Source organism: Mycobacterium sp. IDUB_37 (assembly GCF_055419245.1).
Genome location: NZ_JBVAXG010000001.1, coordinates 1,192,437 through 1,214,566, shown reverse-complemented (window position 1 = coordinate 1,214,566; position 22,130 = coordinate 1,192,437). Strand labels below are relative to the sequence as shown.

General features: G+C 63.6%; 23 protein-coding genes and 1 tRNA gene. 15 read left to right on the top strand and 9 right to left on the bottom strand.

Features of this window, described 5'->3' with window-relative positions; genetic code table 11:
- Positions 1-15 precede the first annotated feature (15 nt).
- Positions 16-159, bottom strand: a complete 144-nt coding sequence (locus tag ACZY1I_RS05710; RefSeq protein ID WP_463753529.1) for a long chain fatty acid-CoA synthetase Faa4p — start codon at positions 157-159, stop codon at positions 16-18.
- 274 nt (positions 160-433) lie between these two features.
- Between ACZY1I_RS05710 and ACZY1I_RS05705 the strand changes: the two genes are divergently transcribed.
- The gene (locus ACZY1I_RS05705; RefSeq protein ID WP_463753271.1) at positions 434-1,180 is read left to right on the top strand and encodes an alpha/beta fold hydrolase; all 747 of its coding nucleotides are present in this window, start codon (positions 434-436) and stop codon (positions 1,178-1,180) included.
- An 88-nt stretch (positions 1,181-1,268) separates the two neighbouring features.
- Positions 1,269-1,622: a hypothetical protein gene (locus tag ACZY1I_RS05700; protein WP_463753270.1), complete on the top strand. Its 354-nt coding sequence runs from the start codon at positions 1,269-1,271 to the stop codon at positions 1,620-1,622.
- Between the two features lie 718 nt (positions 1,623-2,340).
- Here ACZY1I_RS05700 and ACZY1I_RS05695 read toward each other — a convergent pair.
- Positions 2,341-3,180, bottom strand: a complete 840-nt coding sequence (locus ACZY1I_RS05695; RefSeq protein ID WP_463753269.1) for a class I SAM-dependent methyltransferase — start codon at positions 3,178-3,180, stop codon at positions 2,341-2,343.
- 356 nt (positions 3,181-3,536) lie between these two features.
- Here ACZY1I_RS05695 and ACZY1I_RS05690 point away from each other — a divergent pair, with 356 nt between their 5' ends.
- On the top strand, positions 3,537-3,992 hold the full coding sequence (locus ACZY1I_RS05690) for a DUF2599 domain-containing protein (protein WP_463753528.1): 456 nt from the start codon (positions 3,537-3,539) through the stop codon (positions 3,990-3,992).
- 13 nt (positions 3,993-4,005) lie between these two features.
- On the opposite strand, the gene ACZY1I_RS05685 is transcribed toward ACZY1I_RS05690, so the two are convergent.
- Both ACZY1I_RS05685 and msrB read right to left on the bottom strand, forming a co-directional pair.
- On the bottom strand, positions 4,006-4,623 hold the full coding sequence (locus ACZY1I_RS05685; RefSeq protein WP_463753268.1) for a hypothetical protein: 618 nt from the start codon (positions 4,621-4,623) through the stop codon (positions 4,006-4,008).
- Positions 4,624-4,774: 151 nt separating this feature from the next.
- Complete coding sequence (gene msrB / locus ACZY1I_RS05680) at positions 4,775-5,308, bottom strand: peptide-methionine (R)-S-oxide reductase MsrB (protein ID WP_463753267.1); 534 nt, start codon at positions 5,306-5,308, stop codon at positions 4,775-4,777.
- Between the two features lie 229 nt (positions 5,309-5,537).
- Here msrB and ACZY1I_RS05675 point away from each other — a divergent pair, with 229 nt between their 5' ends.
- The 9 genes from ACZY1I_RS05675 (at position 5,538) to ACZY1I_RS05635 (ending at position 13,379) form a co-directional block, all read left to right on the top strand.
- A complete protein-coding gene (locus ACZY1I_RS05675; protein WP_463753266.1) occupies positions 5,538-6,752 on the top strand; it encodes an AI-2E family transporter in 1,215 nt (404 codons plus the stop codon).
- A gap of 418 nt (positions 6,753-7,170) precedes the next feature.
- Complete coding sequence (locus tag ACZY1I_RS05670; RefSeq protein ID WP_463753265.1) at positions 7,171-7,359, top strand: helix-hairpin-helix domain-containing protein; 189 nt, start codon at positions 7,171-7,173, stop codon at positions 7,357-7,359.
- A gap of 4 nt (positions 7,360-7,363) precedes the next feature.
- Complete coding sequence (gene rnhA, locus ACZY1I_RS05665) at positions 7,364-7,837, top strand: ribonuclease HI (protein ID WP_463753264.1); 474 nt, start codon at positions 7,364-7,366, stop codon at positions 7,835-7,837.
- Positions 7,838-7,975: 138 nt separating this feature from the next.
- The gene (locus tag ACZY1I_RS05660; RefSeq protein WP_463753263.1) at positions 7,976-9,145 is read left to right on the top strand and encodes a JmjC domain-containing protein; all 1,170 of its coding nucleotides are present in this window, start codon (positions 7,976-7,978) and stop codon (positions 9,143-9,145) included.
- Positions 9,146-9,268: 123 nt separating this feature from the next.
- Positions 9,269-9,412: a TetR family transcriptional regulator gene (locus ACZY1I_RS05655; RefSeq protein WP_463753262.1), complete on the top strand. Its 144-nt coding sequence runs from the start codon at positions 9,269-9,271 to the stop codon at positions 9,410-9,412.
- Positions 9,413-9,430: 18 nt separating this feature from the next.
- Positions 9,431-10,057 carry a TetR/AcrR family transcriptional regulator gene (locus tag ACZY1I_RS05650; RefSeq protein WP_463753261.1) on the top strand — a complete coding sequence of 209 codons (627 nt, stop codon included), beginning with the start codon at positions 9,431-9,433 and terminating at the stop codon, positions 10,055-10,057.
- 78 nt (positions 10,058-10,135) lie between these two features.
- Positions 10,136-10,741 (top strand): hypothetical protein, encoded by a 606-nt coding sequence (locus ACZY1I_RS05645; protein WP_463753260.1) that lies wholly within the window; start codon positions 10,136-10,138, stop codon positions 10,739-10,741.
- 29 nt (positions 10,742-10,770) lie between these two features.
- On the top strand, positions 10,771-11,490 hold the full coding sequence (locus ACZY1I_RS05640) for an NADPH-dependent F420 reductase (protein WP_463753259.1): 720 nt from the start codon (positions 10,771-10,773) through the stop codon (positions 11,488-11,490).
- A 92-nt stretch (positions 11,491-11,582) separates the two neighbouring features.
- On the top strand, positions 11,583-13,379 hold the full coding sequence (locus ACZY1I_RS05635; protein WP_463753258.1) for an acyl-CoA dehydrogenase: 1,797 nt from the start codon (positions 11,583-11,585) through the stop codon (positions 13,377-13,379).
- Positions 13,380-13,395: 16 nt separating this feature from the next.
- Here the strand turns inward: ACZY1I_RS05635 and ACZY1I_RS05630 are convergent, their stop codons facing one another.
- Together ACZY1I_RS05630 and ACZY1I_RS05625 are read right to left on the bottom strand one after the other, a co-directional pair.
- Complete coding sequence (locus tag ACZY1I_RS05630) at positions 13,396-14,319, bottom strand: NADP-dependent oxidoreductase (RefSeq protein WP_463753257.1); 924 nt, start codon at positions 14,317-14,319, stop codon at positions 13,396-13,398.
- Between the two features lie 224 nt (positions 14,320-14,543).
- Positions 14,544-15,191, bottom strand: coding sequence for a DUF732 domain-containing protein (locus tag ACZY1I_RS05625; protein WP_463753256.1), 648 nt, complete (start codon positions 15,189-15,191; stop codon positions 14,544-14,546).
- A 368-nt stretch (positions 15,192-15,559) separates the two neighbouring features.
- Between ACZY1I_RS05625 and ACZY1I_RS05620 the strand changes: the two genes are divergently transcribed.
- The 3 genes from ACZY1I_RS05620 to ACZY1I_RS05610 all read left to right on the top strand — a co-directional run bounded on the left by ACZY1I_RS05620 (position 15,560) and on the right by ACZY1I_RS05610 (position 18,959).
- Entirely contained in the window at positions 15,560-16,369 is an 810-nt protein-coding gene (locus ACZY1I_RS05620; protein ID WP_463753255.1) for a DUF1906 domain-containing protein, read from the top strand.
- 127 nt (positions 16,370-16,496) lie between these two features.
- On the top strand, positions 16,497-18,161 hold the full coding sequence (locus ACZY1I_RS05615) for a hypothetical protein (RefSeq protein WP_463753254.1): 1,665 nt from the start codon (positions 16,497-16,499) through the stop codon (positions 18,159-18,161).
- Between the two features lie 21 nt (positions 18,162-18,182).
- Positions 18,183-18,959: an SDR family NAD(P)-dependent oxidoreductase gene (locus tag ACZY1I_RS05610; RefSeq protein WP_463753253.1), complete on the top strand. Its 777-nt coding sequence runs from the start codon at positions 18,183-18,185 to the stop codon at positions 18,957-18,959.
- A gap of 122 nt (positions 18,960-19,081) precedes the next feature.
- Here the strand turns inward: ACZY1I_RS05610 and ACZY1I_RS05605 are convergent.
- From ACZY1I_RS05605 to pgm, 3 genes are all read right to left on the bottom strand, one after another.
- Positions 19,082-19,157 (bottom strand) — tRNA-Ala (locus ACZY1I_RS05605).
- 56 nt (positions 19,158-19,213) lie between these two features.
- Positions 19,214-20,479 (bottom strand): MFS transporter, encoded by a 1,266-nt coding sequence (locus ACZY1I_RS05600; RefSeq protein ID WP_463753252.1) that lies wholly within the window; start codon positions 20,477-20,479, stop codon positions 19,214-19,216.
- Positions 20,476-22,107, bottom strand: a complete 1,632-nt coding sequence (gene pgm / locus ACZY1I_RS05595) for a phosphoglucomutase (alpha-D-glucose-1,6-bisphosphate-dependent) (protein WP_463753251.1) — start codon at positions 22,105-22,107, stop codon at positions 20,476-20,478. The genes ACZY1I_RS05600 and pgm overlap by 4 nt, the downstream gene beginning before the upstream one ends.
- Positions 22,108-22,130 lie beyond the last annotated feature (23 nt).

The following is a 22,130-nucleotide window of genomic DNA, read 5'->3' as shown; positions in this document are numbered from 1 at the left end:
GAAAGCTGTTCGGCGCTAGCCGATCTCGCTGTTGACATACACGGCGACATAGCCGATGGGAATGCCGGTGCGGGCTGCAATGCACTTGCGTGCCGTGAGCTCAACTGCAGCCCGATGGCTGGCGCGGACGACTCCCTCGACCTCGGGTATCCGGACCATCCATCCGTCCGCATCGCGGGTGATGTCGATGTCGAAGCACTGGCCAACGGTTACGGATTTCACACGAGGACTACGAACCCTGCGCAGCGAATGTGGGCGGCGCAGAGTGGGCTGAAGAGGCATGGGTGTATTCCTGGGACGACGATGGGCCGCGCGCAAGAATAATCCGACTTTCGGAGAAATCCCAATCGGACGATCGCGGCCCGTTACCTCGACGCCGACCATATGCAATTCTTAGGCCGGAGGCCTGGCCTGTCCCGCAGAGGAGCGCGCGATGACAATCGTGTTTGTACACGGCAATCCGGAGACTGACGCGATCTGGGGTCCGCTGATCGAGGTCCTCGGGCGCGAGGACGTGCTGCGACTATCTCCGCCAGGTTGGGGAGCGCCGTTGCCCGACGACTTCCCGGCGGATTTCCTCGCCTACCGTGACTGGCTCGAGGGTGAGTTGGAGCGAATCGAGGGACCTATCGATCTGGTCGGCCACGACTGGGGCGGCGGCCACGTGCTCAACGTCGTGATGCATCGCCCCGAATTGGTGCGCAGCTGGGTTAGCGACATTCTCGGCGTTTTCGATGCCGACTATGTCTGGCACGACATGGCGCAGGTGTGGCAGACCGACGGCGCCGGCGAGGAGAGCCTGGACGCGTTGATGGGCGGGACCGTTGGTCAGCGGGCGGCCCTGTGGAGCGAATTCGGCGTACCGGCCGATATCGCCACGTCGTGGGCCGAGGCGCAGGGCCCGGAGATGCGGCGGGCGATCTTGGCGCTGTACCGTTCGGCCGCCCAACCGGCAACAGCCGAAGCCGGCCGCGCGCTGGAAAACGCTGCGGCGCGACCCGGGCTGTCGATTCTGGCGACCGAGGACACCTACGTCGGTTCCGAAGACATCCGGCGTCGCGCGGCCGACCGCGCCGGGGCCCGCACGGAAGTGCTTGACGGACTGGGGCATTGGTGGATGTTCCAAGACCCCGCCCGCAGCGCGGCAACCCTCACCAAGTTCTGGGATTCGCTCGGCTGACCCCCATAGTGGCGACGTTGCCGCCACGGTTGCGGATCGCATGCCTCAAGCAGCCCCCATTGTCATCTCGACGCAGAAAGGGACAGCGATGGCGAAGTATCTCGTTCTCTACGGTCCGACCCATCGGACCGGCCAGGAACTTCGCTTCCGCCTCGCCGCCGACGCCGACCTGGAAGTGGTGGAACGCCGCCTCGAACACGCGCAACCAGATGAGTTCGTGAAAGTGCCTGTGGTACTTGAGGACGAGATCGCCACTCTCAACCTGCGGGTGCAACCAAATCTGTACGGGGCATGGCTGGTCCTCGATCTTCCCGAGGGACCCGACACTCCCGCGCCCTTGCTGGCAGCGCGGGGACGGATGCCCGACGTGCAGCGGTTGTTCCGGCAGGTCGGAGATGCGGCCCGGCAAGCCAGGCAACAGCTGGACAAGCAGTCCGAGTGACACCTTCGCGACGGAGCACCCGACCGGCTGCCGATCTCAGGGTTCAGCCGCGTGGACCCGCCGAGCCGCGATTGCAGCCGGGGCGTCCTCCAGGTATCTCCCGCTCCCCGTGATGGCGCATCCGCCTGCTGCTGGATGACCGTCAGCAGCACTCGGTTCGGCCGAACAGGCCTACTGCTGATAGTCACCGGACAGGTGACGAAGCCGGTATCCACCTGACTCGCGTTTGGTAGCCGTTAGTGCAACTATCTACGGGTGGCGGATAGCGAGTCTCTTCAGGCCGCGCAGTTGGTAAGCGCGCTGCGCGATCGACTGCAGCAGATGACCGGCGAGTTGCTTCGGCTTGAACGCAAGCAAATGCGGGCCGGCAGCAGCAGTCGGGCCACGCAGAGCAAGGCGGCAGGCCTCCGCCGTGACATCCAAGAGGCCGAAATGCTGATTGACAGGCTCCGCCGTCGTTACTCGCGAATCAGCGAACGACCGGCGCCGGCAAGTCCGTCTCGCCGAGCCGACATGCGGACCCAGAACCGTTCATGTGTGACGGCCCCGAACAATGCAGACCGCCGGCACATCAGTCAGGGCGGGCGCTAGAACCAAACCCAGCGGCCAGCCGAGTCCGACCGCGACGCGATCTCCGCGGCGAACGCGCCGATGAACGGCAAAGGACGCCTGATGGCACTGTCCGACAACGCATTTGCATGATTCCTCGGCGTGTTGATCACCGCGTATCACGATGCTCCCCGCTCTGCAGGTAGGTTCGCAGCACCATGGCGCGGTGGCCGGCGGGGATCGCATCGATGGCTGCAACAAAAGCACCGAGCGCTCCGGGCGTTGACCGACGCGCCAAGGACACCAGCGATTTCTCCTCGACCAAGTGAACCTGTCTGTGCTGCTGGACAGCGTCGCCGAGATCCACTGTGGTGGAGAGGAATCGAGTGTCGGCCGCGCGGAAGTTCCGCTGCCACCCGCTCACAGTGCGAACCCATGGCGCAACGGTGTCGAAGACCAGTGTCTGGGCGGGAACCCGGCGAGACACGGCGGCCTCGACGAGAGCGTGGACGTCGGCCGGGGCGAGATACATCAATAGTCCTTCGCCGATGATCAATGTCGGCCGGTCGTCGGGAACCGCTGTCCACCAACCTTTGTCGACCACCGATGTCGCCAGCATCGTGGTGCCGGGGCGCTCGTCGACGAGTCGTCGACGCAACTCGATGACCGGCTGCTGATCGATGTCAAACCACGTCACGGCACTCCCAGGAGCGATCCGCTGGACCCGGGTGTCGAGACCGCAGCCAAGATGCAGCACGACGGCGTCCTCGTGTTTGCCCAGATACGACCGCACGATCTCGTCGATGGCCTTGGCGCGACTGACGATCACGGGCTGATTGCCTGCGATCGCAGACAGCCGGTCGAAGTCGTAATCGATGCGGTCCAATATCGGTCCCGCATATTGGTCGGCCAGCACCGGTTGGGCCGAACGCGCATCGCGGGCATGCAGGTACAGCGTCATCAGCATGGTCTCCTGCTCGTGGTGAAGCGTGACCCGCTCGCGCGACATAGCCGATTCCTTCCGTCGCGCTTTTGGTTACCCATTTTCGGAGGCTTATCGAACCTGCGCTCGCGGCGCCGAACCTGCACTCGGAGCATGTTTTTCGGTCGATCACGTCTCTGGATACACTGTCGGCGCACTGACCGCAGGCTCGAGGCAGCCGGCGCAGGCTCGGCGCCGTCAGCAGCAACTCCGTTGCCGTGGGGCGTTAGCCACACCAAGAAACACACAAGAAACGCGCAAGCCGCGCTGGCCAAGCTCTGTTCATCGACACATTCGGCACGACAGCAGAGAGCCCCATGACATTCCCAGCAATCACCGACGCACGGCCCGCGGCTCGCCTCCGCGATCGCATGCTCGCATGGATGTGGATCGGCTTGACCACGATCGGCTGCTTCGTCGCCGTCTTCCAGTTCGGCGTCATCAGCACAGTCGAGACTGCCGCCGGACCGCCCATCGTCATCGCGTTGGCCACAGCGGCGCACGTCGACCAGCAGCAATCTGATCAGGGTTATATCGACCGGATCGAGTGGGCGGCGGCCGGCAACCGCCCCAGCCTGCGGGTGTACCCGACGGCCGCAGGGCGACAGGCGTCAACCCACCTCGCCAGCCCCGATGCAGCCTGGGCGCAGGTGCTCAGACTGGCGCCGGAGGCGGACCGGCCCGGCATGCGTGAGCAATTCGTCTGCCACTGGCGGTTCGCCGAACTCGCCAAACCCGGCAAGAGCAGCTGGAACCTCGAGCCGTGGCGACCACGGGCCGATCTGGTCGAGATGATCGCGGCCCGTTGCAACCCCGGCGGGAACGAAGAATCCTACTGAAGCAGCACGGAAGTCACTGCCGGACAGCGACTTTAGGACGAGCAGCCGCCTTCGGCTTGGATGATGCGGCCTCGACGTCCACGCGCACGCCCGCGATGATCCAGTTGATTACCATGCGGAAATTCTTGGAGATCTTGGCGATTTCGGCCGCTGTTCCCGCCGAATGTTCGGGCTCGCGCAGCGCGCGGACTTCCATGATGGTGTGGTTGATCGTGACATTGACCAGGCCTCGGCAGCACTCGATGGCCAGGCGGCGTGGAATGCCTTCTCTTAATGCAGCTTTCACCAAATCATTGACGTAGTCTTCGATGACTTTGCGATCGTCTATCGCCATCAGCTCGGTGAGATGGGGATGTGCCGCCAAAGTATCGTGCAGCGAAAGGCACCAGTGCAGCGCGGTCCTCTCCCACGTCTTGCGTTCTTTGAACTCCAGCCTCAGCTGGGAGAAGTGCCGGGCGACAAGGGCTCGCGTGAGCAACTCCTGTTTGCCGACCTGCTGATAGAGCGTGCGCGTGGATATCTTCAAGTCGGCGGCGAGGCGCCTGGCCTGCAGCGCGGTCGATCCCTCGGCATCCAGCAATTCCAGTGCCCGAGTGTAAATGGCGTCGACGGGTATCAGCGGTCTGGCCATCGCAGCATCGTACGCGCTGCGCGCCGCCAACCGGTAAGAGCTGATTGCGGCCGGGTCGTGCGCGCCAATCATTCGACGGGCCAGTCACATCCGGCGAGTTCGGCCGAGTGTTTCCAGAGCTCGCCAGCGGCTGAGGTGCTGACAAACCTTGTTACAGCGGCCGGAAGGTCATCGCCACGCCGTTCATGCAGTAGCGCAGCCCGGTCGGTTCGGGGCCGTCATTGAAGACGTGGCCGAGGTGCCCGCCGCAACGGCGGCAGAGCACCTCGGTACGAGACATAAACCCGCTGTTGTCCTGTCGCTCCAGTACGGCGTTGTCCAGAGCCTTCCAGAAGCTGGGCCAACCGGTGCCGCTGTCGAACTTGGTGGTCGACGAGAACAAGTCCTGTGCGCAACCCGCGCATCCGAAGGTCCCCGCTCGGTGCTCATTGTTCAGCAGGCTGCTGTAGGGCCTCTCGGTGGACGCCCTGCGAAGCACCGCGTACTGCTGTGGTGTCAGGAGTTGCCGCCACTCCGCGTCAGTGTGATTGACTCCGAACGTTTCGGTCGAGGGGTCCGGCGCACCGGAAGCAATGCGGGAACTCAGTGTTCCGACACCGACGACCGCACCGAGGCAGGCGGTGCCGAGCAACACGCGGCGGCGGGTAAGAGCAGGCAGCGGTCGTGGTGGCGTCGGGGCAGTCATCCTTCCCAGGGTAGCGCCGATCTCGTGCGCACCGATTCGACCTTCGACAACCAGACGGTTCGGTAGTTTGCTGAATCATCGAAGGATTCGTTATTAGACACGCGTGGGATTTCCCGGTTCGTGCAGTTGCGGGACGGGTACTCGACAGCCACCGGGTGGGCACTGGCGCTGGACCATTGGGGCAGATCAACCGAGACGTGTTAGCTGCCTCGAACGAAGGGACACCTTCATGAAGACAGACGAGCAACTCACGACGCACGACGAAAAGGTTTCCCCTGGCGGTGACGACAGCGGCACTGACGACCATCACGATCTGGTTGGCCAGCCGCATTCCAGCGCCGAAGGACCCGTCGCGGAAGCCCAGGTGCTCGCCGCCGAACTAAGTACGGAGCAACAGCCTCTCGGCTCGCCGGGACATCGATTCGACCGGCGCTCACCGTTCTACATCGGTGCGACCGCTGCCGCAGGCGTGGCGGTAACTTATGCGGCCGTACAAATCCTGTCGTCGCTGTCTTCGATGCTGGTTTTGATCGGTGTCGCGTTCTTTCTGGCGCTTGGGCTTGAGCCGGCGACCTCCTGGTTCGTGACCCATCGGTCACCCCGCTGGGCGGCAACAACTTTGGTGTTTTTCATTTTCATCGTGCTCGTCGGGGGTTTTGTTGCCGCAGCGATTCCACCGCTTGCCGAACAGGCCAATCAACTAATCCGGGAAGCGCCCAATTACATCCAGCAGGCCCAGGACCACTCGTCGACTATCGGCCGACTCAATGATCGCTTTCACGTCCAGCAACGCGTCAGCGATGCGGTCAACGGTACTGGGGCATCAGTTCTGAGCGACGTGATAGGCGCGGGAACAGCTGTCTTCAGCGCGATCACAGACACGCTCGTTGTTGTTGTCCTCACGGTCTATTTCTTGATCGACATGCCGCGCATCCGGACCACCATGTACCGGCTGGTCCCCCATTCGCGGCGTCCCCGCGTGATCCTGATCGGCGACGAGATATTCGCCAAGGTCGGCGCATACGTGCTGGGCAATGTCGTCATCTCCGTGATCGCCGCCGCCGCCACATTCGTCTGGTTAACCGTGTTCGACGCGCCCTACCCACTCTTGCTGGGCATTTTCGTCGGGATCTTCGACCTCATTCCCGTCGTGGGTTCCACGATCGCCGGCGTCGTCGTTGCTGCGGCAGCATTGACGGTCTCGCTGCCGGTGTGCATCGCCACCATCATTTTCTTCATCGTGTTCCGGCTCGGCGAGGACTACCTGTTGGTGCCGAAGATCATTGGACGTGCGGTCAACGTGCCAGCCGTGACAACTGTCGTCGCAGTCCTGATCGGCGGTGCCCTGTTGGGGATTATCGGCGCCCTCGTCGCGATTCCCGTCGCCGCGGCATTGCAACTCGTAGTCGAAGAAGTGCTCTACCCGCGACTCGACGAAGTATGACCGCAAGCTTCAAACGGCTACATCGAAAATCGCAGTGCCTTAGCGAGATTCGCCATCCCCGGCCGGAGCGCCGCTGTGCACCAGGTCATACACGTACGACCGGTCGCCCTTCAGACTCACCCAGACACCTGCGGGCGGCAGCGCACCAAACCCGGCATCGCCAAACGGCCGACTCGACACCTCACCGGATTCGTTGCACACCACCCAACCGAAATCAGGGAGACGCCGACACCAGAGATCACGGTCGGCGCGCCTGAAAACCGGATAGCCATCCGCGTCCCCTGTGTGGACAAACTCGTAGACCAAACCGTCCACACGCCGCACAAACCGCACACCCGACATCGAGTCATTCTCGCCCGAGATACCCGCCGCGCGAGTCGCTGAGCCAATTGCGCGACGAATTGCCTATCCTCGGCGCATGGTCGACACCGAGGATCGCGGGCCCGTCTTCGACGGTGTCTCGATCGGCCGCCCCGCGACAGGCGCGCTCATCGACGCCGGTTACCCCTCCGTCGCATCGCTGCCTGCGGATCTTGACGGCCTCCTGGCCCTGCACGGCGTCGGACCGAAGGCAGTGCGGTTGCTTCGTGAGGCACGGGAGGACTGATTCCATGGACGACTCAGTCGAGGACGTGGTGGTCATCCACACCGACGGTGGGTGCAGACCCAATCCCGGACCCGGCGGCTGGGGGGCGGTGCTGCGCCAACGACAGCACGTCCGCGAGATGTGCGGTGGCGAGCCCGATCGGACCAGTAACAATCGGATGGAACTGACGGCGCCGATCATGGCGCTAGAGGCGCTCACCCGACCGGTGAAGGTGCACCTCTACACCGACAGCACCTACGTGCGGAACGGCATCACGAAGTGGGTTCTCGGCTGGGAGCGCAACGGCTGGAAGACCGCCGCTAAGCAGCCGGTCAAGAACGTCGACCTCTGGCAGCGACTCCAAACCGCCTGCGCACGCCACCGGGTCGAATGGTTCTGGGTCAAGGGGCACGCGGGTGTCGCCGACAACGAACTGGCCGACGAACTGGCAACCCGAGGAATGGAAGAAGCCATCGCCCGGACCGCGACGCAACGCTGAACGTGGCTGAAAAGTTGTTTCGCGTCTAGCCGTGACCGGGCAGCCGCGCAGCCCGGGGTGACGGTATTCGATTTGTAATAGTATCGCGGGAATTGCCCGCCTTCGGTGGCCGGCGACGGCGTGGAAGGGAACAGCCTGATGAATCGCCCGCAAGCGGGCAGTGCGCAGTGCGAGCTCGAACTAGCAAACATCATCCCGGGCCTGGATGCGTTCGTACGCGAAACTTTCGACCGCTCACCCGCTCTGTTCCCCGGCGCGATGGCCAGCCGGACGGATTTGCTGCCGCGACTGGCGGATCTCGACAAGCTGCTACGAACCAGAGTCCTTCCGGATTTGCGGGTGGAACGGGATACCTTGGTGCCGAAGTCGACCTATACCCATCCGGCGTCGGCTCCCGGCGGGCCGGAACGGGTCGATGTCGCCAAGGTGTGGGAGCTGTACACAGCCGGCAACACTCTGTTCATCGGCCACCTGGAAAAGGTGTGGCCGACGGCGGTGGCGATATCGGGGCCCTTCTGCCGGGCGTTGGCATGCCAGACGAACGTCCTCGCCGTTGCGACGGCGGCTCATCAGGCAGGCGTCCCCGCGCACCACGACGAACTCGATGTGGTGGTTATCCAAGGCCAGGGCACCAAGAACTGGCGCGTCTGGCCAACCCTGCCGGAGGGGCGGGACAGGTTCGTAGTCATCGACGTCGAGCAGGCCGGTGCTCCAGCGATTGAGGTGACCTTGCGGCCAGGTGACGTGCTGTACCTCCCTAAAGGAACGCCGCACTGCGCCATGACGACGGACCAGCAAAGCGTCCACTTCTCGATAGCACTCACTCTGCCCAACTGGGATGAACTCCTGGCCGCGGTGCTTGGGTCGGCGACGGCAGGCATCTCATCGGAAAACGTCGTTGCACTGACCGACGACAACCTGCACGTCGTCGCGGATAGCCTTTGCCAGCGCCTGAGCCTATTGCGGAAAGCGATCGAGTCCCTTGATCTTGAAGCCGAGATTCGCGAGCACCGAAGCCGACTCCTAGCAAATGCCGATGCCACACGATTCAGCGGCGAACAGCTGTTGACATTCCCGCGCACCGAAGTCGAGATTATCGACAGCAGCGGTGACAATTCGGTTGTGCGCGTCGGCCAGCAGACCGCGACGGTGCCTAACTCTATTCTGGCCGTCATCAGCCGGGCTCGCGCCGCCGCAAGGCCAATCACCTGCCAACAACTGTTCCCCGGTTTGCCAGGGAATTCGGCTCAGACTCTGACCGCGCAACTGCTCCGCCTCGGCGTACTCACACTCGCACCGTCCAACTGAATCCGATTGTCGCAAAATCGGTTTCCGGGGACCGCGGGCATCGGGGCGGACACGGCAGCCAAGTCGCGGATTCGCAAGGCCGCCTTGGCATTGTTTGCCACCTAGGGCGAGGACGGCACCTCCATGCGGGCGATCGCCGCGGCGGTCGGGGTCAACGTGGGCCTGTTGGTTCATTACTTCAAGACCAAGGACACCGTTGGCCTCCATAGCTCATGCATTTGCAGGTCAGTTGACCTGTCGCCAGGTTACAGGTCAATTGACCTGTAGTCCAGATATAGTGTCTGGGTGGCATCGACTCCCGGTCGCGGCGGGGCTCCTCAGACTCAGCAAGAGAGGCGGGATCTAACCCGCGCGCGTCTGATCGACGCGACCATTAAATGCGTTGCGGATCACGGATATCCAGCCACCACGACCAGACAGGTCGCCGAGATCGCCGGAGTCTCACTCGGCGCCATCGCGCATCATTTTCCCGCCCGGGTCGATCTCATTGCCACTGCGCTCGACGAAGTGGGGCGTCGAATGCAGACCGATTTGCAAGCACGGGCTGCGCAAGCCGCGGCCGTTCGGGGCGCGGGCCGAACACCCGCGCTGCTCGACGTGCTGTGGACCGCATTCACCGATGAGCTGTACACGGTGTGGGTCAAGGTGTGGATCGCCGCGGCCGACGATCCCGATCTCTACGCGGCACTCGCTCCCCTGGAGCGTCCACAATCGGCCGCGTTCGCCTCGATCGTCGCGGACGCCAGGCCGAAGAACATCTCGCGCGCTGATTGGACGAGGCGATGCACAGTCGCACTCGACGCAATGCGTGGCCGCGCACTCACACTGAATACCCAACGACGGAAAACGCCGATCGCACACGACACCTGGCGCGATCTGCGCCGCGAACTCACGCGACTCCTCGATCACTGACTTCGCGTCGGCAAAGTCATGGATACTAACGCGGGGATCACCGCCTCCCGAAGCGATCGACAAAGGAGTGAGGCGCACATGAACATCGGTGACGACCGTGGCTGCCGATCGATGGTCCGGCTGATCTGCTCGCTCTCTGTGGTGGTGGCGAGTGTGTTCGAACCGGCGATAAGCAGAGCCGATCCATCACCCCCGGCCGGCGGCGGTGTCGTCACGCTGCAGGACCTGCTTTCCGCACCGGTGCCCGAATTGTGCCAGCACGATCCGGGAAACCTGGTGAACGGGAAACTGCCGCAGCAGGATTCGCATCCCGGGCAGGTGATGATCGCCAAACGAAACAACCAGCCGGACAACAGCTACAAGGTTGCGTTCGGCGACCTGACAGGCGATGGCAGCATCGACGCCGCGGTGGTGACCGACTGCAATGCCGGTGGGGTGCCCTGGCCGGAGACCGTACAGCTGTACACGGCCGGACCGAGGCGGTTGGGTGGTGTGAACATCGGTGACATCACCCACAGCCGGGAGGTCGTGACGGGCGTAGCGATCGCCGACGGCGTCGCGCACATCACCTGGTTGGCTAACGGTCCCGACGATCCCGAGTGCTGCCCAACGATCTTGATGGCCGCGGACTTGCGGTGGGACGGCTCCTCCGTGAATGCCGAGAGCGTACGCCGACTCAACTGATCCGGGACGACAGCTGGAATAGGCGCCATGTGCCCGACGTTGCGACGGCGGTAAGGGAACACACCGCACGGAGGCGATACATGAAGATCGGAATCATCGGCGCTGGGCAGATCGGCGGCACTCTGACGCGTCGGTTGCGCGAACTCGGACACCAGGTGTCCGTCTCGAACTCTCGTGCTCCCGAAACGCTCGCTGAGCTCGCGAACGAAACCGGTGCGACGGCCGTGTGGGCCAAGGACGCCGCAGCCGATGCCGACCTGGTGATCGTCAGCATTCCGCAGAAAAACGTTCCCGACCTCGCCGACGGAATCGTCGATGCACGCGGGCCGGGCGCTCCGGTGATCGAGACCAACAACTACTACCCGCAGCAGCGCGACGGCGAGATCGCCGCAATCGAAGACGGCCAACTCGAGAGCGCCTGGGTTTCGGAGCAGATCGGCGCACCGGTGTACAAGGTGTTCAACGGCATCTGGTGGAAGCATCTACTCGAGAGTGGAACGCCAAGCGGAACACCGAAGCGCATCGCACTCCCGATCGCCGGCGCGGACGGACCTGGCCGTGAATTGATTCACGAGCTCGTAGATCAACTCGGTTTCGACCCCGTCGACTCCGGTCCGATTTCCGAATCGTGGCGTCAACAACCCGGAACTCCCGTGTACGGCAAGGACTTCGACGCAGAGAACACCCGCAAGGCGCTGGCCGAGGCGACGCCTGAGCGCACGTCGGAATGGTCCGCACGCTCGGCGTGACGCCCGGCGGCAGCGGAGACATCTTGATTCGACGCATACAGTCAGGACTGTGTCGCGTCTGATCAGGAAGTCGCGCCGCCCTGAGGAGCCCGATGAAGAACACCCTGCTCTCCCGACGCGACCTGGACTTTCTCTTGTTCGAGTGGTTGCGCGTTGAGGAATTGACCAAACGTGAGCGTTTTTCCGAGCATTCGCGAGAAACCTTCGACGACGTCCTTGACCTCTGCGAGCAACTCGCGACGCGCTATTTCGCGACTCACAACAAGAAGGGCGACACGGTCGAACCGCACTTCGACGGATCGACGGTGACGGTGATCCCGGAGGTCAAGCAGGCACTGGACGCTTTCGCGCAGGCCGACCTGATGGCGATGAGCGCCGACGAAGCGGTGGGTGGCGCCCAGTTGCCGATGTCTGTCGCTCAAGCCGGTTTCGCCTTCCTCTCCGCGGCCAACGTCAGCACATCGGGGTATCTGATGCTGACGATGGCCAACGCGAACCTGTTGTCCAAGTTCGGCACCGACGAGCAGATCAACAGCTTTGTGCGCCCGATGCTGTCCGGGCGCTTCACCGGCACGATGGCGCTGTCGGAGACACAGGCGGGATCGTCGCTGGCCGATGTCCTCACCCGAGCCGAGCCCCGCGACGACGGGACCTACCGGTTGTTCGGATCGAAGATGTGGATCTCGGGCGCCGAGCACGAACTGAGTGAGAACATCGTCAACCTGGTGCTGGCCAAGATCCCCGGTGGGCCTGCCGGCACCAAGGGGATCTCGCTGTTCATTGTGCCGAAGTTCCTGGTGGGTGACGACGGTGCGGTCGGCGAGCGCAACGACGTCACCCTGGCCGGCCTGAATCACAAGATGGGACAACGAGGTATCACCAATACGGTGCTGAACTTCGGTGAGGGCAGCTTCACTCCATCCGGCGAATCAGGAGCGGTGGGCTATCTCGTGGGCGAGCCCCACCGCGGGCTGGTCTACATGTTCCACATGATGAACGAGGCCAGGCTGGGCGTCGGGATGGCGGCGGTGTCGCTCGGTTACACCGGATACCTCAAGTCGCTGCAGTACGCGCGAGAGCGGCCCCAGGGCAGGCCGCTCACCGCCAAGGACCCCACGGCGCCGCAGGTGCCGATCATCGAACACGCCGACGTCAAGCGAATGCTGTTGGCGCAGAAGGCTTATGTCGAGGGTGGCATGGCGTTGGCACTCTATTGCGCCAGGTTGGTCGACTTCATCCACAGTGCCGAGTCCGACGCGGAGCACGATGATTTGACGCTCCTGCTCGACATCCTGACGCCTGTTGCCAAGAGTTGGCCCTCGCAGTGGTGTCTGGAGGCCAACAGCCTCGCGATCCAAGTGCATGGCGGCTATGGCTACACCCGTGAGTACGACGTCGAGCAGCACTACCGCGACAATCGGCTCAACGCAATTCATGAGGGCACGCATGGCATCCAAAGCTTGGATTTGCTGGGCCGCAAGGTCATTCAGCGCGGTGGCGCAAGCCTGCTCGCGCTGAGCACAGCAGTGGCCGCGACCATTGCCTCAGCCAAGACCGCTGGTGGCCTCAGCGCCGAACTAGCCGACGCACTCGAGTCGAACATGGCACGCGTCGTTGAGGTCACCACGGCGATCTTTGCGCCTGGCGACGCCGAAGCTGCACTGGCCAACAGCGCGCTCTATCTCGAAGCGTTCGGCCACGTCGTGATCGCGTGGATGTGGCTGGAGCAGGTCATCGCCGCCGAAGGGCAAACGGCCGCGTTCTACGAGGGAAAGCGCCAGGCCGCCAAGTATTTCTACCGTTACGAACTACCCAAGGTGGGACCGCAGCTCGACCTGCTTGCGGGCCTGGACCGAACCACCTTGGAGATGAACGACGCCTGGTTCTGATGCCAGTCTTTGTGCGCTAGGCGCTCACTTCGATGACGACTTTGCCCTTGGCGTGGCCGACCTCGACCGCGGCGATTGCTTCGGCGGCCTCGTCAAGCGAGCGAACGTCGACGACGTGCGGCTCTAGCTTGCCGTCGGCCACCAGCTTCGCGACGATCTCAAGGACTCGGCTGGTGCGGTCCCGCTCCATGAAGTGACCGCCCAGCTTGCCCGCCGTCTCCGGATCCCCCGCGGTGATCAGTTTTTCCCGATCGGACAGCAGATCCGCCACGGCGCGCAGGCCATCCCCACCGGCCAAATCGAAGATCGCGTCGACACCGTCCGGAAGCAACTGTCGGATGCGGTCCGCCACGCCGTCGCCGTACGGCACCAGCGTGGCGCCCAGTGATTCCACCAGAGGTCTCTTGTCCTCGCTGGCAGTGCCGATGACATTGATATTTGTGTCTCGAGCGATCTGAGCTGCCGCGACACCCACACCGCCGCTGATGCCGTTAATCAAGAGGGTCTGTCCCTCGGTCAACTTCAGCTGGCTTACTCCGTCGTAGGCGGTGGCGGCGGCCACGGACAATGTCGCAGCGTCGTTGAAGGTGACTTGAGGCGGCTTGTGCGCGGCGGCCAGAGCTGTCACCAACGTGTACTCGACATATCCACCGGAGCCGGGTGCGACGCTGCCGAAGACTTCGTCGTTCACGGCAAAGCCTTCGACGTCCTGGCCCACCTCTCGGACGACTCCGGACACCTCCGAACCCAATACTGCGGGTAAGTCACTGGGGCTAGCGGCCCCAAACATCCCCGAGCGGATCTTCCAGTCGACCGGGTTCACGCCGGCGGCGCGCACCTCGACCAGCAGCTCTCCTGCCATAGGGCTCGGCATTTCAAGGTCCAGAAATTCCTGTACGTCGGGTCCGCCGTTGCTGCTGTATCCATATGCCTTGACCATGGTCGGCGCGTACCCAACCGAACCCCTGGCGTAAACGCGCCAGCCGACGGGCTAGTTTCCGTTCACCCGGCCAGGCCGATCACCGCGCTGCCGCCGATGCCGCCGGCGCCCGGGGTCGCACCAGTCCCCGGGTTGACTCGGTGGTCAGTAGCGGCGTACCCGGGTTCATTCCCGCCGTGCCCAAGCCCGACCAGACGTAGTCGCGCTGGCCTCGGCGGTAGCGCCTACGGCGCCAGCGCGATAATGCCGGGTTCCATCGGCGGCATTGGCGAGACCCCGCCGGTACCACCACCATTGCCGCCTCCTCCTCCGCCGCCCCCCGGCGGAGGACCAACAACAGGAGGTGCCATCTTCTTCGGGGTAGGAGCCGCCGCCTGTGGCGGATTCAGACTTTGAGCATCCGGTCCCGGCAATGGTGGACGCGGGTCGGCCGGGTTGGTCTCTTTTATGAAGGAGGACAGCACCACCCGGTGTCTCGGGGTGGTCCACCCAGCGGGAGTAGTGGAACCGACGCTTCCCTGATGGCTCGGACAGTAGGCCTGCACTGAGACAGCGAGGAATCGGGTCTCAGTACGCAGGAGTCGGGCTGGGTCCTGACCGGGGGTGACGTTATTCGCATTGTCGACCAGCGCGTCCAAAATGGCGTCTGGCGACACCCCGGCATCAAGTTTGTGGCAAATCAAATGCGCTGTGGCGACAAGGCTAGGCACACCCGAAAGGGCACCGACGCCGTTTTGACTGAGCAGTGCCAGGAACTGGTCGTCCTGGTTTGGATCGGCTGATGCTGCGCCGCCATTCAGAATTCCGACGCCGGTCAGCGCCAAGATCGCGGTAAACAGGGATCCGACAAAGACGGTAGTGCGGGTAAACATGGCAGGGGCTCCCTTTCTACTACCCCCCGACGGGTTGTATTTGGTGATCCAGGCGCGTCCGTCTGCCTCCCCGGCCCACCGGGAATTAGCCCTTAGTTTACCTGAAGTTAACACTAAAAATCACCCTGCGCGGAAGTCGAATTCAACGAATTTTGCGGCTACGCAAGAGGTCTTGGCCGGTCCGCAGCGGAAATCTGGCACCGACGACCCGAATCACGTGTAACCGACGACTGGACTCATCGCGCCGGCGGACCTACCACAGCGGACCCCGTGATATCCGCTGCGACAGGTCAACGCCAGAGACCGTTTTGGTATCAGGTCGCTCACACTACTTCTGCGAGTGGCAATCACGTCCATAACATCACGCGATGCAGGAGTTGTCGGGCAATCTGTGCCCCCAGCGAACACGCCCTATTGGGCGGCGCGACGTATTGCGCTGTGCCATCGCCATGTCCGCTCTGTCGGGGTTGTACGTGGCAACGGCAAGTACCGCCGTCCCTGCGGCGGCTGCCGCCCCGCCCAAACTGATCGACTTCGCCGCGCACCAGATTCCAGCGGACCACATTCGTGCTGCCGGGTATTCCGGCGTCATCAACTACGTGTCGCTATCGCGTCCGGGCGCCTCCTTTGGCGCCAAGCCGATCACCCGGCCCTACGCAGAACAACTGAAAGCAGCCGGGCTGATGATCGTCAGCAACTACCAATACGGCAAGCCCGGCGGGACAGCACAATCGGACTTCAAGCGCGGGTTCGACGGGGGCGTCGCCGATGCCCGCACCGCCTGGAAGCTGCATACCGCGGCGGGTGGCGGTCAGAGTGCCCCGATCTTCTTCACGATCGACGAGGACATCAGCCACGACACCTGGAACACTGTGGCGCTGAAATGGTTTCGCGGAATCAATTCGGTGCTGGGCGTCCAGCGCACCGGTGTCTACGGCGGTATCGATGTGTGCCAGTGGGCCGCCGCCGATGGCGTTATCGGAAATTCGCGCACACCCGGTCACCGGTGGGCCTGGCAGACCAAGGCTTGGTCCGGCAGCAAGATCAACCCCGCCGCGGTTCTGTACCAACGGGTGGTAAGCACGGCGTCGAATCCAGGACCCACAGTCGGAGGACTCGAAGTCGACGTCAACGACGTCCTTGCCGAGGACTACGGCCAGTGGAGCCTGCATCCCTAGGCCGTCATCACCCTCGCCTCCACATCTCGCTTGCTTTGGGGCTTTCCATGAATTTGCTATGGAATTGGTAGGCGATTTGCTTGATAATTCGGTCACCAGACTTGGCGCCGGAGGACAGGCGGTGTAGATGTCGAAATCATGGCAATCAGGGGTCGAAATTCCGCCGCCGCTGACGGACGGTGTTGGCGTTACCGGCGATCCGTTCGGCAGTGCAGCCGAGATCGAGTCCGCGGAGTTGAGCGTGGTCCCGAACTTCTATGCGCTGAAGGTCCAAAAGGGCGGCTTCTGGCGAATTGCCGCGGTCGATTCACATGTCCCTGGCGCAGGTATGAGATTTCGGTCCGCCGCGATCCTGAGGGATGGCACCATTCGGCTGGAGACCAGATCCTTTGGGCGGCAGCGACGAACACGATCGGCGACCCTTAATCCGCAGGAAAATTCGTGGTCAACCGAATGCACTCACCTGCTACCCGGCCAAGGGACGGTACACACCACCGCAAGTGGCCGTTTCGGATTCGGAACGGACGCGACGCTGACCCGGGTTCTCACCAATCCGCAGGGTCGGCAGGTATGGCGTGCAGACGCGACCATGCAAATAGTCGACGGCGACGATGGCCAGGTGCGGCAGACATCGGGCACCGTCACGTATTCCAACGGTGACACCGGGACGTTCATCACCACGATGTACGCAATTGGCAACGGGACGAGCAGTTTTGAGTTGGCACGAGTGGGCCACATGCCCGAAAAATGGGGCTCGAACGTCGTACACAATCCGGACGGGTCGATAACGACGTTCAAGTACCCACCGATGCCCGGACATGACCACCAAACCGACTCCAACACCGTCAAGGAGATACCGCAGTCCGACGGCAGCAGACGTGTGGAAAACACTGTGCAACATACGCATTGGGACTCATCGGGCCACATCACCGAGTGGGGAAGTCACTGGGTTACGACGTCACGAGATCTCCCGTCGTCAAATATCACCGACGACCATAACTCGCAGATCGAGCGCACCGGCACCGGGCGCGACACGCAGGGCAATAAGACTCAGGTGCACGAGATCATCACCGTGGGGCCCAATGGCGAGACCACGGAAATCTGGCACCGCGACAATCCGGACGGCACACACGAGATCCAAGTCATCAGTTCTGAGGACGGTGAGCGCGGAACGCGGGACACCACTGTCGTCGACAAGAACGGCAATACGGTCAGCGAGAAGCACGAAGGTGTCGAACTGGACCAGAGCGGTGATTGGAGTCCCGTTCCCTCCGGCGGATCCCAGCCCGACCCCGATCCCGACCCCGATTCCGAGAAAGATCACCCCTCAACGGGCGAGGAATCCCAAGCCGACGACACCGGTGACGGCGGCTTCGGCGACGACTCGGGACCTCCGGGCTTGGGCTGGGACGGATTAGGCGACAGTCCGCGTCATCTGCTGCCGGACGGCTCGGTTGACGACGGCACCGCTGGGTGGGGTGGTGCGTTGGACAATCTGGGCGCCGCTATGGGCATCCGCCTGGCCGATGTCTTGCTCAACGCCTGGGATCGGCCGGGCGGCGCCGAGGGGCTTGGCGAGGATGTCACCGGCGTTGCGACCACGATCCCGCTCGATCTGTCGACTTTTCAGCCTCATTCGGTGGCTGATCCCGATGGCAACTGGGGTGACTTCACCAATCCCAAGGCGCATCTGGATCTGTTGCGGGCGGTTCACCTCGGTCGGAAGAGTCCAGACGCACCGGCGCTGTCGATCGGCTCACTCAGCGCACTGGGCTCCGCGCTCCTTGACTGAGCGTCGGCCTACCATGCTGACGTGGATATCAATGGAGCAAGCGCGGTCGTCACCGGCGGCGCGTCAGGAATCGGCGCGGCTACTGCTCGTCAGTTGGCCGCCAAAGGTGCCCGGGTCGTCGTCGCCGACCTGCAGGCGGACAAGGGCGAGGCGCTCGCCCACGAGATCGGCGGCGTGTTCGTCACTGTCGACGTGACCAACACCGAGCAGATCATCGACGCGGTGAAGACCGCCGCGGACCTCGGCCCGCTGCGTGCCCTGGTCAACTCGGCCGGCATCGGCTGGGCCCAGCGCACCATAGGCAAGGACGGCGAATTCTCCTCGGCGCACAGCCTGGATGCTTACAAGAAGGTGCTCGAAATCAACCTGGTCGGCACCTTCGACTGCATCCGGATCGCAGCGACCCAGATGAGCAAGAACGAATTCACCGAGACGGGTGAGCGCGGCGCCATCGTCAACATGACCAGCGTGGCAGCGTTCGACGGCCAGATCGGCCAGGCTGCCTACAGCTCGTCCAAGGGCGGCGTCGTGGGCCTGACCCTGCCCGTCGCACGCGACCTGTCGGCCGTTGGGGTCCGCGTGAACACCGTTGCGCCCGGCCTGATCGACACCCCGATCTACGGCGAGGGCGAAGCCTCCGAAGCGTTCAAGGCCAAACTCGGTGAGTCCGTGCTGTTCCCACACCGTCTCGGCAAGCCAGACGAGCTCGCCTCGATGGTTGTCGAACTGCTCACCAACTCCTACATGAACGCCGAGGTCGTCCGCGTGGACGGCGGCATTCGGATGCCGCCGAAGTAGTAGTCAGGCGAGTTTTGCAGCACCCGCCGGCTTCGGTTTCCCGTACAGCATCGGGAACCGGCGCCGGCGGGCCACGAAAGAAACCACAAATCCCGCCCTATCAAGCTCAGAGCGGGATTTTTTGGTGGAGCTAAGGGGACTCGAACCCCTGACCCCCACACTGCCAGTGTGGTGCGCTACCAGCTGCGCCATAGCCCCGAGAAGTCGTGCCTGTCGAAGCTACACCACCGGCAACCGTCCTTCAAAATTGCTGGTCAAGCGGCCTCGTCCGCAGCCGCCGATGGCAGAAGGGCAATTTCCCGATCCGACGCCGGCCGCGTTTCCGGTGCCAGCAACCAGCCGATAGCTGCAACGAGCAGCACAATTCCGCTGATGGCAAAGCTCCAGCTGTAGCTGAAGTGTGTGGCGACCCAGCCGACCGTCGTCGCGCCAACGATGGCACCCATGTCCGACGACATCTGCACCATGGCGACCGGGGCGCCGGCGCGAGCCTCGCTGCCCAGGATGTCGGCGACCGCGGCCTGCATCGGCGACATGTAGATGCCCGCCATCAAGCCGCCCACGAATGCCGCAACCAGGAACACTGGCAGCGACGAGGCGAAGCCGAGCCAAACGGTCGCCACGCCGGACGTGGTCAAACCGATGATCAGCAACATGCGTCGCCCCATCCGGTCCGAAAGATCGCCGCTGGGAATGACCGCCAAGGCATTGCCGACGGCGAACGTCGCCAACACTGCACCGATCACGCCGATGCTGTGTCCCATGACGTCAGTGATGAAAAGCGGGACCAACGCGACGCGCAGCCCGAACGCCGACCAACCCGTCGCGAAGTTGGCTCCCAGAGCCGCCCAATACGCGCGGACCCCCAATGCCTGGCGCATGGTCACCGTCGACTGCGTCGGCGAACCCGGCGCGGCCAGAGCAGAATTCCGCAAGCTGTAGAACAGCACCGCGCTGACGCCGAGCAGCGAGACGCCGTAGGTCACGAACGGAGCGGCCAACCCCCAGCGCGCAACCAGGCCGCCCACCGCCGGTCCGCCCACCGCACCCACCATGAACGACGTGGTGAACAGGCCTGCGACCCGGCCGCGTGCGTCGGGCGGGCTGATGTGGATCATCAACCCCAACGCCGACACGAAGAACATCGTCGATCCGATGCCGCTGACAATCCTGCACAGCAGCAATTGCCAATACGCTTGGGAGAACGCACAAACAGAGGTCGCGATCGCCACGATCAGCAAACCACTGATATAAATTCGCCGCTCCCCCAACCGCTGCACCAGCACACCACTCACCGGCGCAAAACACATGCGGCTCAACGAGAGAACGGTGACCAGAAAGGTGATCGCGTTGATGCTGACCCCGAAGGTCCGCGCGAAAGAGGGCATTACCGGCGAAATGACGCCGTAGCCCAAGGCGACCATGACATTGGCCCAGCTCAGGATCCAGACTTCGCGCGGCAGCGGCGTCGTACGGCGGCCACGTTCCCTCGGGCGGGCAGCGCGCAGGGAAATGGTCACCCAATGACTTTATTAACCACCTCGCGGGCAGTTTCTTGCACCTCCGTCAAATGCTGCGGCCCGAGGAAAGATTCCGCATAGATTTTGTAGACGTCCTCAGTTCCCGACGGCCGTGCAGCAAACCACGCGTTGGCCGTCGTGACCTTGAGCCCGCCCAATGGTGCGCCATTGCCCGGCGCTGTCGTCAGTTTCGCCACGATCGGCTCCCCCGCCAACTCGGTCGCCTTGACCTGATCGGCCGCGAGCTTGGACAGCCGGGCCTTCTGCTCCCGGTCGGCCGGCGCATCCACCCGCGCATAGGTCGGCGCGCCATACTGGGCCGCCAACTCGGCGTACCGCTGCGATGGCGTCCGGCCGGTCACCGCCAGGATCTCTGACGCCAGCAGCGCCAGGATGAGGCCGTCCTTATCGGTGGTCCACACCGAGCCGTCGCGCCGCAGGAACGATGCCCCCGCCGATTCCTCGCCACCGAACCCGATGGTTCCACCGATCAGGCCGTCGACGAACCATTTGAACCCGACCGGTACCTCGATCAACTCGCGGCCGATGCCGGCAACCACCCGGTCGATGATCGACGAACTGACCGCCGTCTTGCCCACAGCAATACCGGCGGGCCAGGACGGCCGGTGGGTGTAGAGATAGTCGATTGCCACGGCCAGATAGTGATTCGGGTTCAGCAGCCCGCCATCGGGTGTGACGATCCCGTGCCGGTCGGAGTCGGCGTCATTGCCGGTGGCGATCTGGTAATGATCCCGGTTCGCGATCAATGACGCCATGGCGTCCGGCGAGCTGCAGTCCATCCGGATCTTGCCGTCGTGATCGAGCGTCATGAACCGCCAGGTCGCATCGACGAGCGGATTCACCACGGTCAAATCCAGATTGTGCCGCGCCGCGATCTCACCCCAGTAGTCCACGCTCGCCCCGCCCAGCGGGTCGGCGCCAATACGCACGTCGGCCGAGCGGATGGCGTCGAGGTCGACCACGTTGGGCAGGTCGTCGACGTAGTTGCCCATGTAATCGTGGCGATGCACTGAGGCTAACGCTCGCGCAAACGGCACCCGTCGCACCGAAGACCACCCGTCACGCAGAATCTCGTTGGCGCGCTTGGCAATTGCACCGGTCGCATCGCTGTCGGCCGGACCGCCGTGCGGCGGGTTGTACTTGAAGCCGCCGTCGGGTGGCGGGTTGTGTGACGGTGTCACGACGATCCCGTCGGCGAGGCCCTCTGTGCGCCCCCGGTTGTAGGTCAGGATGGCGTGGCTGACGGCCGGCGTCGGGGTGTACCGGTCCTGAAAGTCGACGACAGCCACCACATCACTGGCGGCCAGCACCTCCAGCGCTGACACCCACGCCGGTTCGGAAAGACCGTGTGTGTCACGGCCGATGAACAACGGGCCAGTGGTGCCGTGCGCGGCGCGGTACTCGACGATGGCCTGGGTGATGGCGACGATGTGCGCTTCGTTGAAGGCGCCGTTGAGCGCCGAGCCCCGATGGCCCGACGTTCCGAACACCACCTGTTGGGCGACGTCGTCGGGATCAGGTTCAATCGAGTAGTACGCCGTCACAAGGTGGGGCAGATCGACGAGGTCTTCGGGCTGGGCCGGCTGACCGGCTCGCGGGTGGGCCATGGGTACCAATTCTGCCCATACCT